We start from the raw sequence: 17,758 nt of genomic DNA, 5'->3' as shown, positions 1-17,758 counted from the left end.
ACGCCCAGAGCAAACTCAACAATTCTCTAGAAATGCAAGTTACTGATTTCGACAATTTCAATTGACGCTTAGTGAGCTTTTTTACTACATTCCCTAGCTTTTCAAATATCCTTTTAGGGGCTTCCAATTAAAAAATATCCAATCTAGACGTTAGGCCAAACGCCGTAACGGATCGTGAAATCAGATAGATATGGTGCGTTGATCAAGTGTAACGCCAATTACGAATATCGGATAATTTATTTTTTGTATTCTTTTAAATTATAAATTCTTTTACTCATCTGGGAATACTAGATATGGAAATCGTCAGGATTTAGCAGTATGCTTACTATTCCCGGATATCAAGTTAGCGAAGAACTATACAATGGTTCGAGAACCCTAGTTTATCGAGGGTATCGAGAAACTGACTCCTTAAGAGTAGTGATAAAACTGCTAAAAAATCCTTATCCCAGTTTCAGCGAATTGGTGCAGTTTCGCAATCAGTACACCATTGCCAGAAATCTCAACTCACCTTTAATCATCCAAACCTACAGTCTGATAACATACCAAAATGGTTATGCGTTGGTGATGGAAGACTTTGGGGGGATTTCTCTTAAAGAATGGGGAACAAGGAAAAGTCTACGAAATATCACAGACTTTTTACAGATAGCGATCGTCCTGTGCAATACCTTAGATATATTGTACCGCGATCGGATTATTCATAAAGATATTAAACCCGGGAATATTTTAATTAATCCAGAAACCAAACAAATTAAATTAATTGACTTTAGTATTGCATCCTTGCTACCACGGGAAACTCAAACACTAATCAGTCCCAATGTGTTAGAAGGGACACTCGCTTATATTTCCCCAGAACAAACAGGAAGAATGAATCGGGGGATTGACTACCGGACTGATTTTTATTCACTGGGTGTCAGTTTCTACGAATTACTCACAGGAGAGTTACCCTTTCAGTCCAAGGATATGATGGAGTTGGTGCATTGTCATATTGCCAAACAACCTGTTCCTTTGGAGATATTCAAAATTCCTAAATCGATTTCAGATATCGTGATGAAATTGATGGCGAAGAATGCTGAAGAACGCTATCAGAGTGCATTAGGACTGAAATATGATTTAGAAACTTGTTTAACTCAACTTCAGTCAACTGGCAAAATTAAGAGTTTTCCAATTGCACAAACAGATGTGTGCGATCGCTTTATTATCCCCGATAAACTTTATGGACGAGAAACAGAAGTAGAAACCCTACTCCAAGCATTTGAGCGAGTAAGCAAAGGTGCAACTGAAATGATGCTGGTAGCTGGTTTTTCGGGTATTGGTAAAACTGCGGTTGTGAACGAAGTTCATAAACCCATTGTTCGTCAACGTGGTTATTTTATCAAAGGGAAATATGACCAATTTCAGCGAAATATTCCCTTCTCGGCATTTGTGCAAGCATTCCGAGATTTAATGGGGCAATTGCTCACAGAAAGCGATACTCAAATCCAGGAATGGAAAAGTAGGCTTTTAGAAGCTGTCGGGGAAAATGGACAGGTAATTATTGAAGTAATTCCGGAATTAAAAATAATTATTGGTATCCAACCACCAGCACCCGAATTATTAGGAACTGCTGCCCAAAATCGCTTTAATTTATTGTTCCAAAAATTCACTCAAGTCTTTACTATTGCCGAACATCCATTAGTAATATTTTTAGACGATTTGCAATGGGCAGATTCAGCATCGTTGAAGTTAATGCAGCTATTGATGACTGATACAGAGCATCTTTTCATCATTGGTGCGTATCGTGATAACGAAGTCAATCCAGTACATCCGTTAATGTTGACCTTGAGTGAAATCGAAAAAGCACTCTTCACGATTAATACGATTACTTTAGCACCACTGAGTCAAGTGCAAGTGAATTACTTAGTTACTGACACACTTAAGTGTTCCGAAAATGTAGCTTTGCCTCTTTCTTTACTAGTATCTCAGAAAACTCAAGGTAATCCGTTTTTCGCTACACAATTTCTCAAAGCATTGCATCAAGATGAACTGATTGAGTTCAGCTTTGAGTCAGGTTGTTGGGAATGTGACATTACACGAGTGACTCAGGAAGCTTTGACAGATGATGTTGTTGCTTTTATGGCATTTCAATTGCGAAGACTGCCACCATCAACTCAAAATGTATTGCAGTTAGCTGCTTGTATTGGTAATCAGTTTGATTTAGGAACTTTGGCTATTGTTTCGGAAAAATCAGAGATAGAAACAGCAGCTTGTTTGTGGAAAGCCTTACAAGAAGGGTTGATTTTGCCTACTGGTAATATTTATAAATTTTATGTCGGGCAAGAAAGTCAAGCTGTTACTGAAGAAATTTCTCAGACTGTCAAATACAAGTTTTTGCACGATCGCGTCCAACAAGCTGCTTATTCTCTGATTCCAGATGAGCAAAAGAAAACAACTCATCATCGGATTGGTCAAGAGTTACTGAAGAATACATCTGATAGTGAACAAGAAGAACGAATTTTTGAGATTGTTAATCAAATTAATGTTGCTATCGAATTAATTGAACAGCCGACAGCACGAGAGGAATTAGCAAAGTTGAATTTAATAGCTGGGCGCAAAGCTAAAAATTCTACTGCTTATAGTGCTGCGGTTAAATATTTTGGTGTTGGGCGCAATCTTTTAGCAGGCGATCGCTGGAAAATTCAGTATAACCTGACACTGGCATTATATGTAGAAGCAACAGAGGCAGCCTATCTGAATACCGATATAGATGAGATGGAACAGCTTGCAGAAGTGGCACTGCAACAGGCAAAAACAGCATTGGATACAGTCAAAGTGTATGGTGTGAGAATTAATGCGTACACATCACAGGGTCAGCTACTCGAAGCCATCAACACTGGCTTGACGATATTAAAGCAATTTGAGATCGATCTGCCTGAATCACCAGATTTAGAAGATGTTGCACGGTTGAGTCAACAAACACAAGCTCTTTTAGGTAGTAAGAAACCTACGGATCTACTAAATCTGCCAGAGATGACGAACCCTGAAATTTTAGCAGTTATGCAAATTCTCAATGACATATCTGTCCCTGCTTATTTGACAAAACCAAATCTCAATTCATTGATAATCATAACGCAGATGAATCTGTCAATGACTTATGGAAATGCACCTATTTCTGCATTAGGCTACTCTAGCTACGGATTATTTCTTTGTGCTGTTGCTGGCGATATTGACGAGGGCTATGAATTTGGTCAATTAGCGTTGAATCTATTATCTAAATTCAAAGAAAAAAAGATTGAAGCCAGAGTGTTATTTGTAACCTCTACTTTTATATTTCATTGGAAAGTTCATGTCAGAGAAACCTTAAAGCTGCTGCGAAATGCTTACTCCAGTGGTTGGGAAAGTGGAAATTTTATGACCTTGGGCTATGCAGCTTATGCTTACGGCTTCCACGCCTATTTCATGGGTTGTGAGTTATCTGAGCTAGAACAAGAAATGACAGCCTATAGCAAGGCATTGTCACAAATTAATCAGCAAACACAGCTCAACTACAATGAACTTTATCGACAGTCAATTTTGAACTTGCTAGGTCAAACGGCAAGTCCATCTCTGTTGCTTGGTGAAGCAGACAAAGAACAGGAACTTTTAGCAGGATATCAGCAGACAGATGACAAAACAGGATTATGGCATTTCTTTTTGAACAAGTTAATTCTGTGTTATTTGTTTCAAGAATTTGAAGTAGCATTTAAGTATATCGAACGGGCAAAACATTATATATCTGGCGGAAAAGGAATGTTTAATATTCCTGTGTTCTCTTTTTATGCTTCTCTGACTTGGTTAACTGTTTTGCCTAAGCATCCTAAATATGAGCAAGAAAATATCCTGCAAAAAGTCGCAGCTAATCAGAAAAAGATGCATGAATGGACAAGTTTTAACCCGACGAATCATCTACACAAATTTTACCTAGTGGAGGCAGAACGACATCGAGTTATTGGTGAATATTTAGAAGCAATGAAAAATTATGAGCTGGCCATTTCTCTTGCTAAAGAAAACGGCTACATTCAAGAAGAAGGACTGAGCAACGAACTTGCAGCCAAATTCTACCTCGACTGGGGTAAAGAAAAAGTCGCCCAAGCATATATGCAAGAAGCATACTACTGCTATGCTCGCTGGGGTGCGAAAGCCAAAACCGATGACTTAACAAAATACTATCCCAAGCTGTTGCAACCCATCCTACAACAGCAAAAAATTAACCTCAACCCCCTAGAAACTATTGGCTTTTCTGGGACTTTTTCATCTACTCAGCCTTCTAGCACTAGTAACACCAATATTTGCGATGTTCTAGATTTTACCTCTGTCCTCAAAGCCTCTCAAGCTATCTCCAGTTCTCTGGAAATAGATCAACTCATTACCAGTCTCACCCGGATTATCTTAGAAAACTCTGGCGCCAAAAAAGCTGCACTAATTCTTCCTCAAGGAGATACTTGGCAAGTTAGCGCAATTACTTTTATCAATCATGGATCAAATTCTCATATTGACATACAAACCATTCTTAATTCAGAAGCACTAGATACTTGTCAAGATATTCCCACAACAATTATCAATTACGTTAAAAATACCCAACAAACAGTTGTGATCGATAACTTGCAAACAGATATTCCTGGTGTAATTGGGGAATATATGTACCGAATAAAACCCCAGAGTGTATTATGTACCCCGATTATTAATCAAGGACATTTGATAGGTATTATTTACTTAGAAAATAAACTGACTCCAGGAGTATTTACCAGCGATCGCCTTTCTGTTGTAAATTTCCTCTGCACTCAAGCTGCAATTTCTTTGGAAAATGCCCAATTATATAATCATCTCCACGAGCGAGGAAAGTTCCTAAATAGTATTTACGAAGGTGTTGGCTGTCTCATCTTTGTGACCGATGTCCGGGATAATGGTAGGTTTGAGTACACAGGATGGAGTAAATCCTGCGAACTAGCGCTTGGTATACCTGCTTCAGAAGTGCTGGGTAAAACTCCGCAACAATTAATCGCTCCTAATGAAGGTGCAACAATCGAGCAAACATATCTGCGTTGTTTCCAAACCGGAATACCCGTCACCTATGAAGAATGTCTAACATTTAATGACCAGAAAAGTTGGTGGTTAACCACACTCAGTCCATTAAAAGATGAGACAGGCAAAGTTTATCGCGTAGTCGGGACAACTATTAATATTAGCGATCGCAAAGAAGGCGAGTCAGTGATAACAGAAAAATCTCAAGCACTGGGAACAGCCTTAGAAGATTTACAACAAGCCCAATTACAAATTGTTCAGAGTGAGAAAATGTCTGCATTGGGTAATTTAGTTGCAGGGGTAGCTCATGAAATGAATAATCCTTTGGGCTTTATTTCTGCCAGCCTTCAACAAGCTAAACCCAGCCTTGCGGATATTGTTGAACACTTGAAACTCTATCAAGAAATGTTACCCAATCCAGGTGATGAAATTATCGACCATGCCGAAGAAATCGACTTGAATTATAGCTTAGAAGACTTACCCAAGATGATTGATTCAATGGTGATGGCGTGCGATCGCCTCAAAAATATCAGTACCAGTCTCCGCACTTTTTCCCGTGCTGATAAAGATTATAAAGTGCCGTTTAATATCCACGAAGGTATCGACAGTACGATTTTAATTCTCAAACATCGCCTCAAAGCAAACGAACAACGTCCCGCAATTGAAGTGATAACTGATTATGGGAATTTGCTTCAGGTGAAATGTTTCCCTGGGCAATTAAATCAGGTATTTATGAATATTCTGGCAAATGCCATTGATGCGCTGGATGAATCAAATATGGGACAGAATTTTGAGAAAAATAAGGTCAATCCTAACCGAATTATAATTAAAACCTCCCTAGAAAATGAATGTGTAAAAATTACTATTGCTGATAATGCTAAGGGGATGAATGAATCAGTAAAACAAAAGATTTTTGACCACTTGTTTACTACAAAAGGTGTGGGTAAAGGGACGGGATTAGGATTAGCGATCGCCAAGTCTATTGTTGAAGAAACCCACAATGGCAAATTGAGTTTTAACTCTGTTCTGGGTCAGGGCACAGAATTTTTAATTGAAATTCCAGTATGATTTTTGGATCTTTTTGGTAAATAACTTTATCGATTTGAGAAAACTAGATCAGGCAGTCTGAAAAATTCAGCAGTATTGCATCTCTATTGGCAGAGGCAAGAGTTTTCAATTCATAATTTTAAGGAGTGATCATAAAAATACTTGCCGCGATTCGACTGAGCGATCGCCCCGTTTCTTGTAATATTCATGATGGCATTGACAGCACTATCCTAATTTTCAAACATCGCCTTAAAGCTATAGAAACTCGCCCAGAAGTTAAAGTTATTAAAGACTATGGTTAGATCCCATCAGTAGAATGCTTCGCCGGACAGTTAAATCAGGTGTTTATGAATATTCTGGTAAATGGGATTGATGTACTCGATGAATCAAATATTGGACGCAGTTTTGAAGAGATTCAAACAAATCCTAATTGCATCACAATTATTACTCAAATTAGCGATGACAAGCAAAAAATAATCATTAATATTCCAGATAATAGGAATGGCAAGAATGAAGAATTAAAATAAAAGATTTTTAATCATTTATTTACCACTAAAGGCGTTGCTAAAGGAACAGGATTAGGATTAGCGATCACCAAGTCTATTGTTAAAGAAAGCCACAATGGCAAATTGAGTTTTAACTCTGTTCTGGGTGAAGGTACAAAATTTTTAATTGAAATTCCAGTATAATTTTTGGTTCTTTTTGGTAAATAACTTTAGATATCTGGGAATACTAAATCCAGAGACTGTTAGGATTGATCAACATGGTTAGCACAAGAGTCAATATTCCCCGATATCACATCAGTGAAGAACTATACAATGGTTCGAGAACCCTAGTTTATCGTGGGTATCGAGAAACTGACTCCTTAAGAGTAGTAATTAAACTCCTGAAAAATCCTTATCCCAGTTTTAGCGAATTGGTGCAGTTTCGCAATCAGTATACCATTGCTAAAAATCTCAATTCACCCTTAATCATCCAAACTTACAGCCTGGAACCGTATCAAAATGGCTATACGTTAGTGATGGAAGATTTTGGGGGGATTTCTCTTAAAGGATGGGGAACAGGGGAAAGTCTACGAAATATCACGGAATTTTTACAGATAGCGATCGCACTGTGTAATATCTTAGATATATTGTACCGCGATCGCATTATTCATAAAGATATTAAGCCAGCCAATATTTTAATTAATCCAGAAACAAAACAAATTAAATTAATTGACTTTAGTATTGCATCTTTACTACCACGAGAAACTCAAACACTAATCAGTCCCAATGTGTTAGAAGGGACACTCGCTTATATTTCCCCAGAACAAACAGGAAGAATGAATCGGGGGATTGACTACCGGACTGATTTTTATTCACTGGGTGTCAGTTTCTACGAATTACTCACAGGAGAGTTACCCTTTCAGTCCAAGGATATGATGGAGTTGGTGCATTGTCATATTGCCAAACAACCTGTTCCTTTGGAGATATTCAAAATTCCTAAATCGATTTCAGATATCGTGATGAAATTGATGGCGAAGAATGCTGAAGAACGCTATCAGAGTGCATTAGGACTAAAATATGATTTAGAAACTTGTTTAACTCAACTTCAGTCAACTGGCAAAATTGAGAGTTTTCCAATTGCACAAAGAGATGTGTGCGATCGCTTTATTATCCCCGACAAACTTTATGGACGAGAAACAGAAGTAGAAATTCTACTGCAAGCATTTGAAAGAGTTAGCATCGGTGCAACAGAAATGATGCTGGTTGGGGGTTTTTCTGGTATTGGTAAAACCGTTGTAGTTAACGAAGTTCATAAACCGATTGTGCGTCAACGCGGTTATTTTATCAAAGGTAAATTTGACCAATTTCAGAAAAATATTCCTTTTTCGGCATTTGTACAAGCGTTTCGGAATTTGATGGGGCAATTGTTAACTCTAAGCGATGCAAAAATTCAACAATGGAAAAGCAATATTTTAGAGGCTGTAGGTGAGAACGGACAAGTAATTCTGGAAGTAATTCCCGAATTATCAAGAATTATTGGTATCCAATCACCTGCTCCAGAATTATCAGGAAGTGCGGCACAAAATAGATTTAATTTATTGTTTCAAAAGTTTACCCAAGTCTTTACAAGTTTTGAACATCCATTAGTGATATTTTTGGATGATTTGCAATGGGCAGATTCGGCATCGCTGAAATTGCTACAATTGTTGATGGAACAGACAGGACATTTATTAATCTTGGGTGCGTATCGGGATAATGAAGTATCAGCGACTCACCCGTTTATCCTAACCGTAGATGAGATCGTCAAAACTGGGGCAGTGGTCAATACCATTAGGCTGCAATCATTAAGTCTAGTTGATATGAATCAGTTGGTGGCGGATACGTTGAATTGCGATCGCTCCCTGGCTCAACCATTGACCGAACTGGTATACCAAAAAACCAAGGGTAATCCCTTTTTTGCGACTCAGTTTCTCAAGGCACTCTATGAAGAGAAACAAATTACTTTTGACTGGGAAGCACGGCATTGGCAGTGTGATATTGCCCAAGTCAGAGCTTTAGCGATCACCGATGATGTCGTCGAGTTTATGGCACTGCAATTGCAGAAGCTGCCGATACAAACTCAGGATGTGTTGAAGTTGGCGGCTTGTATTGGAGCAGAGTTTGATTTGACGACATTGGCGATCGTGTCCCAGCAGTTTCCTGAAGATACGGCTGCGGCACTGTGGAAAGCATTACAAGAAGGTTTGATTTTTCCGAATACGGAAATCTATAAGTTTTTTATTCAGTTTGACAGTGCGTCGGTTTCTGATGCAGCAGCTAATCCAACTTATCGCTTTTTGCACGATCGCGTTCAGCAAGCGGCGTATTTCCTGATTCCAGAAGAGCAAAAGCAAATCACCCACCTGAATATTGGACGTTTGCTGCAACAAGCAACGAGTGGGAGTGAACAGGATAAGCAGATTTTTGCGATCGTTAACCACCTCAACAAGGGGATATCTCTGATTGAGGATGAGACGGAGCAACAGGAACTCGTCCAGTTAAACCTGATAGCTGGCCAGAAAGCTAAGGGTACAACGGCTTATGGGGCGGCTTTAAATTATTTCAACACGGGCATTTCTTTGTTGAGGGACAATTGCTGGCAGAGCCACTATACTCTCACCCTCGTTTTGTATGAAGGTGCAGCTAATTCTGCTTTCCTCAGTGCTAACTTTGAACAAATGGAACAGTTCGCTGAAGTTGTGCTCACTCATGCCCGCTCTTGGCTTGATCGAATTAATGTTTACAATACGAAGATTCGGGCTTGCATGGCTCAAAACCAGCTTTTAGAAGCGTTGCAGTTGGCACGGTTCGTGCTGGAACCTCTAGGAGTGCATTTGCCAGAACAGCCTACCCCAGCAGACATCAAGCAGGCACTCCAGAACACCCAAATCCAACTCAGCAACAGATCGATGGAATCTTTGTTGCATTTACCCCAAATGACTGCGCCGGACAAAAAAGCCGCAATCATGATTCTGTCCACCATCATGTCGCCTGCCTATCAAGCTGCCCCAAACCTGATGCCCCTGGTCGTCTTTGCCCAGTTCGATCTATCGTTGCAGTACGGAAATGCACCAGAATCGATTCATGCCTATGGTCTCTATGGGTTAATGTTGATTGCCATATTGGGTGATATTGAAACGGGCTATTGCTTTGGGCAACTGGAGATAAACCTTCTGCAACACGTTCACTCACCCAACCATGTTGCTGATGCCTTTTTTGACTTTAACTGCTTCTTTAAACACTGGAAAGAACCTGCAAAAACCTGCCTGCCAGGACTACTGCAAGCTTATGCCAGTGGATTAGAAATTGGTAATCTCAATCTTGCAGCACTCAGCCTGCTGGTGTATGACTCTAATGCCTATTTCTCTGGACAGGAACTGTCTTCTTTGAAGCTAGTGATGGAAGAACATCGCAAGGTGATGCAGCAACTGCGCCAGCATACCTATCTCTACATGCAAAGTCTTTACCATCAGGTAGTCGTGAATCTGTTGGGGGCATCAACAGAGCCACATCGGTTGGTTGGCGAATACTGCGATGAGCGTAAAATAATTCAGCTTTACCAGAAAACGGGTGAAGTAACCGCACTGCACCAAGTTTATCGCCATAAGCTGGTACTTTGCTACCTGTTCCAACACTATGAACAAGCATTGGAAAACGCCAATAAAGCAGCCCAGTATTTGGGTGGAACGGCAGGACTGATGAGCGTTCCGATTTTCTATTTCTACGATGCGCTAGTACAATTAGCGCTTTATCCAGATGCCAGCGAAACAGACCAATCAAGCATTCTAGAACGGGTTGCTACCAACCTGGAAAAACTCAATGGGTGGGCAGCTTATGCACCGAGTAATCAGGCTCACCGCTGCGCCTTGATTGTCGCAGAACGCTGTCGGGTTTTGGGGGCTAGAGCCGAAGCAATAGAAAACTACGATCGCGCGATCGCCCTTGCCAAGGAACACGAATACCTCAACGAAGAAGCGATCGCCAACGAACTCGCCACAAAATTTTATCTTGAATGGGGCAAAGAACGCATTGCCAAAGATTATTTGATTGAAGCCTACTATGCTTATTCTCGGTGGGGAGCAAAAGCCAAAATTGCCGATCTAGAACAACGCTATCCCGAATTACTTCAAGTCATCCTGCAACAGCAACGACTCAACCCCAACTCCCAAGAAACTCTTGCGTTTCATGGGACTTTCTCATCTACCCGCACGAATACTACTGGCAGCACCAATATTTCCGACGTTTTAGATTTTACCTCTGCCCTGAAAGCCGCTCAAGCTATTTCCAGTTCTCTGGAATTAGATACACTCATTGCCAGTCTTACCCAGATTATCTTAGAAAACTCTGGCGCCAAAAAAGCTGTACTGCTGCTTCCTCAAGAAAACACTTGGCAAGTCCGAGCAATTACCTTGATTCATCATCAGAAAATACAAACCATAGTTGAGCCACAATTACTAGATACTTGTCAAGATATTCCCATAAAAATTATCAATTATGTTAAACATACTCAAGAAACAATTGTTATAAATAATTGCCAAACAGATATTCCTGGAGTAATTGAGGAATATATGTTAGAGTATCAACCCAAAAGTATTTTATGCACACCAATTATTAATCAAGGGCATTTGGTGGGGATTCTTTACTTAGAAAATAAACTCGCAAGCGAGGTATTTACTAACGAACGTCTGCAAGTTATCAATCTACTTTCTTCCCAAACTGCAATATCCTTGGAAAATGCTCGACTTTATCAACAAGCTGGGCAAGCATTACAAGATTTACAACAGGCACAATTACAAATCGTCCAAAGTGAGAAAATGTCGGCACTGGGTAACTTAGTCGCAGGGGTAGCACATGAAATGAATAATCCTTTGGGATTTATTTATGCTAGCCTTCAACAAGCTAAACCTAGCCTTGCAGATATTGTTGAACACTTGAAACTTTATCAAGAAAGTCTTCCCAATCCAGGTGATGAAATTATCCACCATGCCAAAAAAACCGACTTGGATTATAGCTTAGAAGATTTACCCAAGATAATTGATTCTATGACAATGGCGTGCGATCGCCTTCACAACATTAGCACAAGTTTAACAACTTTTTCCCGCGCTGATAAAGATTACAAAGTGCCATTTAATATTCATGAAGGCATTGATAGCACAATTTTAATTCTCAAACATCGCCTGAAAGCAAACGAACAACGTCCAGCAATTGAAGTGATAACTGACTATGGCAATTTACCTAAGATTGAGTGTTTTGCTGGACAATTGAATCAGGTATTTATGAATATTCTGGCTAATGCCATTGATGCACTAGATGAATCAAATATAGGACGGAGTTTTAAGGAAATTAAGGCCAATCCGAACCAAATTACAATTAAAACTTCCCTGGAAAATGAAGGTGTAAAAATTGCTATTACTGATAATGGTAAAGGGATGAATGAATCAGTTAAACAAAAGATTTTTGACCACTTATTTACTACAAAAGATGTGGGTAAAGGGACGGGACTGGGATTAGCGATCGCCAAGTCTATTGTCGAAGAAACCCACAGTGGTAAATTGAGTTTTAACTCTGTTCTGGGTCAGGGTACAAAATTTGTAATTGAAATGAAGTTCTAAAAAAATTAAACAGGCAAATCAGCAATAGTTTGGATGTTTTCTAATATTAAATCAGGGCTACTACGTTTAACCAAGCCAGTTAGCACTTTACCGGGGCCAATTTCTACTACTCGCTGGATACCGTTAGCTGGTAATTGCAGAGAAATTTCTCGCCAGCGTACCGAACCAGTCATTTGTTTGTTCAGACGTTGCTTCAAAATTTCGGCATCAACAGACGGAATTGGTTCGACATTAGACAACACTGGTACAATAGCTGGCTGAAATTCCACAGATTCTAGAATGTCTTGGAATTCGGCAGCTGCTGGTGCTATTAAATGTGAATGAAATGCTCCAGAAACTTTTAGGGGAATAACACGCTTTACTTTAACTTCAGAGATCACGGCTTGCACAGCCTCAGTCGTGCCTGAAATTACCACCTGAGTCGAACTATTATCATTTGCTAGCACCACATCAGGCGTTTGGGCAATGACTTTTTCTAACTGTTCGCGGTCAAAGTTGATCAAAGCCGCCATCATCCCACCGACAGCACTATCCATGAGTTCTGCACGACGTTTTACTAGATATAAACCAGCCGACCACTCAAAGACACCCGCAATGTAAAGGGCAGTATATTCTCCCAAACTGTGACCAGCAACTAAATCTGGCTGATGTCCTCGTTCTCGGAGAAGGTCAGCAAGAATGCTTTCTATCACATAAAGAATTGGTTGGGTGTATAGCGTCTGTGATAACTTTTCTTCTTGATTTTGACAGATTTCTGTTACAGACCAGCCCAAAATTTCCTTGGCTTGGGCAAGCTTGTCTTTAGCGGACGGTATATCTAATAAGTCCATTCCCATTCCCAGCGCTTGGGAACCTTGTCCGGGAAACACCCATGCAGTTTTAGTCATTGGTCATTAACAAAGAACAAAATATTTACCGAATTTTAGATTTTAAATTTTGGATTTTGGATTATTCAATCCAAAATTTAACAAGGTCTGAGAGCAAACGAATTTCAACGCCAGAACAAATCTAAAATCTAAAATTCTTGATCGCGGGTGTACATTCATGTGTGGGATCAATCTAAAATCTAAAATCCAAAATCCAAAATCCAAAATCCAGTCACCTTCCCCATTGAAAAATTGCCGCACCCCAAGTAAGACCGGCACCAAAGCCGGATGCAGCAACGATGTCATTGGGTTTAATTTTACCTTGCCGCACTGCTTCATCCAAAGCTAAGGGAATGGAAGCAGCAGAGGTATTACCGTACTGGGCGAGATTACTGATAACTTTATGTTCTGGGACATTCAGGCGTTGGGCAACTGCATCGATAATTCGCTGATTAGCTTGATGCAAGAGTAGCCAATCTATTTGGTCAACATTGAGGTTGGCTTGAAACAAGGCTTTATCAATGATTTCTGGCACTTTTTGCACAGCAAAGCGGTAAACTTCTTTGCCGTTCATAGTAATGGGTTGATAAGTGCCTTTAGTGATATTTACACCGGGGAGCAGTTCTTCGGAAACGCCTGTATATGCAAGATTGAGGTAATGGTTTTGAGTACCATCACTTTTAAGTGCAAATCCCAATAAGCGATCGCTTTTGTCTGCCTGCAATACTACTGCCCCTGCACCATCACCAAACAATACACAAGTGCGCCGATCTTCCCAATCTACCCAGCGAGAGAGGATGTCTGCCCCGATCAACAGTACATTTTTATAGACACCTGTTCTAATATATTGGGCGGCTGTAACCAGACCAAACACAAAACCGGAGCAGGCAGCTGTCAAGTCAAAAGCTACTGCGTTGGTGGCTCCCAATTTAGCCTGTACTTGACAAGCACTACCAAACAGATCATCAGGGGTGGAAGTCGCTAGCAGAATCAGGTCTAGGTCTTCTGGTTTAATTCTTGCAGATGCGATCGCCTGAGTGCTAGCGGCAGTAGCGAGTACACTCAAGGACTCAGATGGCAGCGCTAATCGTCGTTGACGAATTCCAGTTCTTGTAGTTATCCACTCATCTGATGTTTCAACTACTTCACTCAATGTCTGGTTGTGTAGAGAAGTTGCTGGTACCGCCGAGCCACTTCCAGTAATTGCTACGCCTAAATTTTGCACTCCTAATCTCCCCAGCTATCAGCTTTTTGTCCTTTGTCTTTTGTCCTACCCTGCGGGAGGCCGCTGGCGCGTCTATGTCAGTTGTCCTACCCTGCGGGAAGCCACTGGCGCGTTTATGTCAGTTGTCCTACCCTGCGGCAAGCCACTGGCGCGTCTATGTCAGTTGTCGTTTGTCCTTTACAAATGACTAATGACTAATGACCAATGACTAATGACTAATGACTAATGACTAATGATCAATGACTAACCGCTCTCGCGCTCTAGGATATATTGGGACTGAATTCGTTGTATCACCTGGTTGTCAACCGCTTCTTTGGCCATACGAATTGCATTAAAAATTGAAGGAGCTTGTGAGCTACCGTGACCGATAAAACAAACTCCTGCGACACCTAACAGCAAAGCGCCGCCGTGTTCTGCGTGATCCATCCTCTGCTTAACCCGCTTCAGGTTTGGTTTTAAGAGTGCTGAACCGATTTGACCATGCAATCCTTGCGGTAATTCTTCCCGCAGAATTTGCAGAATCACTTCTCCGACTGCTTCGGCAAATTTTAATAATACATTGCCCACAAAGCCATCGCAGACAATCACATCAAAGCGACCAGAAAGCACATCACGCCCTTCGGCATTGCCAATAAAATTAATTTGGGAATTTTCGCGTAGCATTTGGTGAGCGCGGACGGCTGCATCATTGCCCTTAGAGTCTTCTTCACCGATATTCAACAAACCCACCTTCGGTTCGGTTGTACCCAAGACATACTGACTGTAAGCCGATCCCATGACGCCAAACTGCTCTAAAAACTTGGGGCGGCAATCTACATTCGCGCCGACATCAAGTACCAGCACTGGTTTACCAGCAATAATCGTGGGAAAAACTGTCCCGATAGCTGGGCGGTCAATTCCCGGCAATCGTCCTAAGCGCAGTAAAGCGGATGCCATAGCTGCTCCAGAGTGGCCAGCAGAAAATACGGCATCTGCCTGCTGCTGCTTGACCAAATCCATAGCCACATTGATAGAAGCCTTGCGTTTACGTCTAACTGCGTTTAAAGGCTCCTCATCCATTGCGATCGCTTCCTCAGCAGTCACGATCTCCGCCTGCCCTAAATTCGTTTTTGGCGGCAAGGCAGCTTCTATTTGTTGGGGATCACCAACTAACAATATATCTACACCCAATTCTTCCCGTGCTCGCAGTGCGCCAGCAACGATTTCACCGGGTGCGTGATCCCCTCCCATTGCGTCAATTGCGATCCTTACGCGAGTCGATCCCATTGCTCACAGTTTCTAGAAACCTTACAAATTTTACCAGATGGCTTTGCCGAAAAAGCTTAACTTTCTGACCGCCAAATTAATTCTGTTACGATTGCAACAATTTTTGCTGGCAAGCTCAAGATAGCACGAATTGTTCGTGACTGGGCATTGGGCATTGGGCATTGGGCATTGGGCATTGGGCATTGGGCATTGGATATTCTCCTTATCCCCTTGTCCCCCTCATCTCCCCCCGCTCCCCCTACTCCCCACTCTCCACGACCCAATTAACTAGCATCCGAACGCCGTAGCCGGTTGCCCCTGCGCCGTTATAACCATTTTCTTTATCTGTCCACACTGGCCCAGCAATATCTAAGTGTGCCCAAGGGGTTTCTTTGACGAATTGCTTAAGGAAAAGGGCGGCGGTAATTGCACCACCTGGACGCGGGCCTGTATTCTTCATGTCCGCGATCCCAGACTTTAGCCCTTCAAAATATTTTTCTTCCATTGGCATCCGCCAAATCTTTTCCCCTGAAGTTTGGGCAGCTTTCTCTAGCTGGGAAGCGACAGCATCATCGGGAGTATATAACCCAGCAATATCCTCACCCAAGGCAACGACGTTGGCACCGGTTAGGGTGGCTAAATCCACGATCGCATCCAAGCCCAATTTGTCGGCATACACTAAGGCATCTGCTAGGGTCAAACGTCCTTCAGCGTCGGTGTTGTTCACTTCAATTGTTTTGCCGTTTGATGCTGTGAGAACGTCTCCTGGGCGCATGGCGCGACCGCTAATCATGTTTTCAGTCGCTGCGGAGATAAAGTGAACTTCCGAATCTGGCTTAATTTGAGCAATTGCTTTTGCTGCACCCAAAATTGCTGCTGCACCGCCCATGTCAATTTTCATCGTTTCGATGCCGCTACCAGCACCTTTAATGTTGAGTCCGCCGGAGTCGAAGGTTAAACCTTTGCCAATAATTGCTAGTTTCTTTTTGGGTGTACCTTCTGGTTTGTAAGTCAAGTGAATGAATTTAGGTGGCAAATCGGAGGCTTGGGCTACTCCCAAAAAAGCACCCATGCCCAGCTTTTCGCAGTCTTCCCGTTCCAGAATTTGCAGTTGTAAACCGTGCTGGTTGGCGATCGCTTGAGCAGTTTCTGCCAAAGTAATGGGTGTGACTGCGTTAGCTGGCGCTGCTACTAATTGCCGTGCCAAAATTACCCCGGAAACGATTTGATTGGCGCGGGTGATTGCGGCTTCTTGTCCACCGAAACCTAGTAAATCTACGGTTTCTATTTGTGAACCTTTGTCTTCTGGTTCTGATTTAAAACGAATATCTTCGTAAAGTCCTAATTCCACACCTTCTGCGATCGCTTGGGCACTAGCTGCTGGATCGTTGTTCCATAATGGAAAACTAAATCCCAGAATTTTGCTTTTTTGCTTGTTTCCTACTCTGGCTACAGCAGCAGCAGCGCGGCGCAAAGTGTCTAGGTTTAGTGCTTCTGGTTTTCCTAAACCTACCAAAATCAATTTACGTACTGGGCTACCAGCATTTACACGAGTGAAGATTGTACTGTTGGCTTTACCTTTAAATTGTTCTTCAGCAATCAGTTCTTTTAAGACTCCAGAAAACTTTTGATCTAAAGTTGCTAGTTCTCCGGTTAACTCTACTGCATCTTCAAATAATCCAATTGCCAAACTATCGCCTGCCCACTCTAGCAAAGGCTTATCACTAGGTTGAATTGTCATGTTGGGATTTTGTGTAAATATTCCTTCTTGTACCAGTATTGCTTAAAATTCTTGTTTTATGGTGAGGGGAGTAGGGAGTCGGGAGTGGGGAAGATGGGGAGCAGAGCGCAGTAGCTATAATTTAACAAATTGATATAAATAGGACTTGTTAATAAGTTTTTGATACTCGTTCATCTAGTTCAGAACTTCACTGTTTTACCTCCTGCTTCGTGCCCCATGCCCCAATCGGACTTTTTACGTCATGTGGAAAAGCTATTGAGTCAGAATCCAGGAGCGGAGCCGGAGAAGCCTACTTGTTGGTGGCAACCTGTCCAAGAGTTGAGGCTGTGGTATTAGTAGGGGATTCAGATCCGCCACTAATAGCATAGTAAGCTGTGTCGCGAGTTGTACAAAATTCATTCTAAATTCTAAATTCTAAATTCTGAATTCTGTTTCGATAATAATTACAAGATTTGGGAAAA

At 41.4% G+C, this 17,758-nt stretch carries 10 protein-coding genes; 5 read left to right on the top strand and 5 right to left on the bottom strand.

Features of this window, described 5'->3' with window-relative positions; translation table 11 throughout:
• The first annotated feature begins 318 nt into the window (after positions 1-318).
• The 5 genes from PUQ00_RS00980 to PUQ00_RS00960 all read left to right on the top strand — a co-directional run bounded on the left by PUQ00_RS00980 (position 319) and on the right by PUQ00_RS00960 (position 12,220).
• Complete coding sequence (locus PUQ00_RS00980; RefSeq protein WP_300412256.1) at positions 319-6,105, top strand: AAA family ATPase; 5,787 nt, start codon at positions 319-321, stop codon at positions 6,103-6,105.
• A 125-nt stretch (positions 6,106-6,230) separates the two neighbouring features.
• Positions 6,231-6,386, top strand: a complete 156-nt coding sequence (locus PUQ00_RS00975) for a hypothetical protein (protein WP_300412254.1) — start codon at positions 6,231-6,233, stop codon at positions 6,384-6,386.
• Between the two features lie 45 nt (positions 6,387-6,431).
• Positions 6,432-6,611 (top strand): hypothetical protein, encoded by a 180-nt coding sequence (locus PUQ00_RS00970; protein WP_300412252.1) that lies wholly within the window; start codon positions 6,432-6,434, stop codon positions 6,609-6,611.
• Positions 6,612-6,614: 3 nt separating this feature from the next.
• Positions 6,615-6,773: an ATP-binding protein gene (locus PUQ00_RS00965; protein ID WP_300412390.1), complete on the top strand. Its 159-nt coding sequence runs from the start codon at positions 6,615-6,617 to the stop codon at positions 6,771-6,773.
• Positions 6,774-6,847: 74 nt separating this feature from the next.
• Positions 6,848-12,220, top strand: a complete 5,373-nt coding sequence (locus PUQ00_RS00960; protein ID WP_300412250.1) for an ATP-binding sensor histidine kinase — start codon at positions 6,848-6,850, stop codon at positions 12,218-12,220.
• Positions 12,221-12,225: 5 nt separating this feature from the next.
• Here the strand turns inward: PUQ00_RS00960 and fabD are convergent, their stop codons facing one another.
• From fabD to PUQ00_RS00935, 5 genes are all read right to left on the bottom strand, one after another.
• Positions 12,226-13,107 (bottom strand): ACP S-malonyltransferase, encoded by an 882-nt coding sequence (gene fabD, locus PUQ00_RS00955; RefSeq protein WP_300412248.1) that lies wholly within the window; start codon positions 13,105-13,107, stop codon positions 12,226-12,228.
• Between the two features lie 211 nt (positions 13,108-13,318).
• Positions 13,319-14,311, bottom strand: a complete 993-nt coding sequence (locus PUQ00_RS00950; protein WP_300412246.1) for a beta-ketoacyl-ACP synthase III — start codon at positions 14,309-14,311, stop codon at positions 13,319-13,321.
• 243 nt (positions 14,312-14,554) lie between these two features.
• On the bottom strand, positions 14,555-15,577 hold the full coding sequence (gene plsX, locus PUQ00_RS00945) for a phosphate acyltransferase PlsX (RefSeq protein ID WP_300412244.1): 1,023 nt from the start codon (positions 15,575-15,577) through the stop codon (positions 14,555-14,557).
• Positions 15,578-15,633: 56 nt separating this feature from the next.
• The gene (locus PUQ00_RS00940) at positions 15,634-15,840 is read right to left on the bottom strand and encodes a hypothetical protein (RefSeq protein WP_300412242.1); all 207 of its coding nucleotides are present in this window, start codon (positions 15,838-15,840) and stop codon (positions 15,634-15,636) included.
• A complete protein-coding gene (locus PUQ00_RS00935; RefSeq protein ID WP_300412240.1) occupies positions 15,816-17,297 on the bottom strand; it encodes a leucyl aminopeptidase in 1,482 nt (493 codons plus the stop codon). The genes PUQ00_RS00940 and PUQ00_RS00935 overlap by 25 nt, the downstream gene beginning before the upstream one ends.
• Positions 17,298-17,758 lie beyond the last annotated feature (461 nt).

Origin of the sequence: Nostoc sp. S13 (assembly GCF_029379315.1) — a bacterium.
Lineage (GTDB): Bacteria > Cyanobacteriota > Cyanobacteriia > Cyanobacteriales > Nostocaceae > Nostoc.
The sequence above is the reverse complement of the archived record's forward strand: the minus strand, read 5'-3'. Positions and strand labels throughout refer to the sequence as shown.

Coding starts and splice junctions, on each gene's coding strand:
- fabD (WP_300412248.1), bottom strand. CDS start 13,107: ATGACTAAAACTGCATGGGTGTTTCCCGGACAAGGTTCCCAAGCGCTG.
- PUQ00_RS00960 (WP_300412250.1), top strand. CDS start 6,848: ATGGTTAGCACAAGAGTCAATATTCCCCGATATCACATCAGTGAAGAA.
- PUQ00_RS00935 (WP_300412240.1), bottom strand. CDS start 17,297: ATGACAATTCAACCTAGTGATAAGCCTTTGCTAGAGTGGGCAGGCGAT.
- PUQ00_RS00970 (WP_300412252.1), top strand. CDS start 6,432: ATGAATATTCTGGTAAATGGGATTGATGTACTCGATGAATCAAATATT.
- PUQ00_RS00980 (WP_300412256.1), top strand. CDS start 319: ATGCTTACTATTCCCGGATATCAAGTTAGCGAAGAACTATACAATGGT.
- plsX (WP_300412244.1), bottom strand. CDS start 15,577: ATGGGATCGACTCGCGTAAGGATCGCAATTGACGCAATGGGAGGGGAT.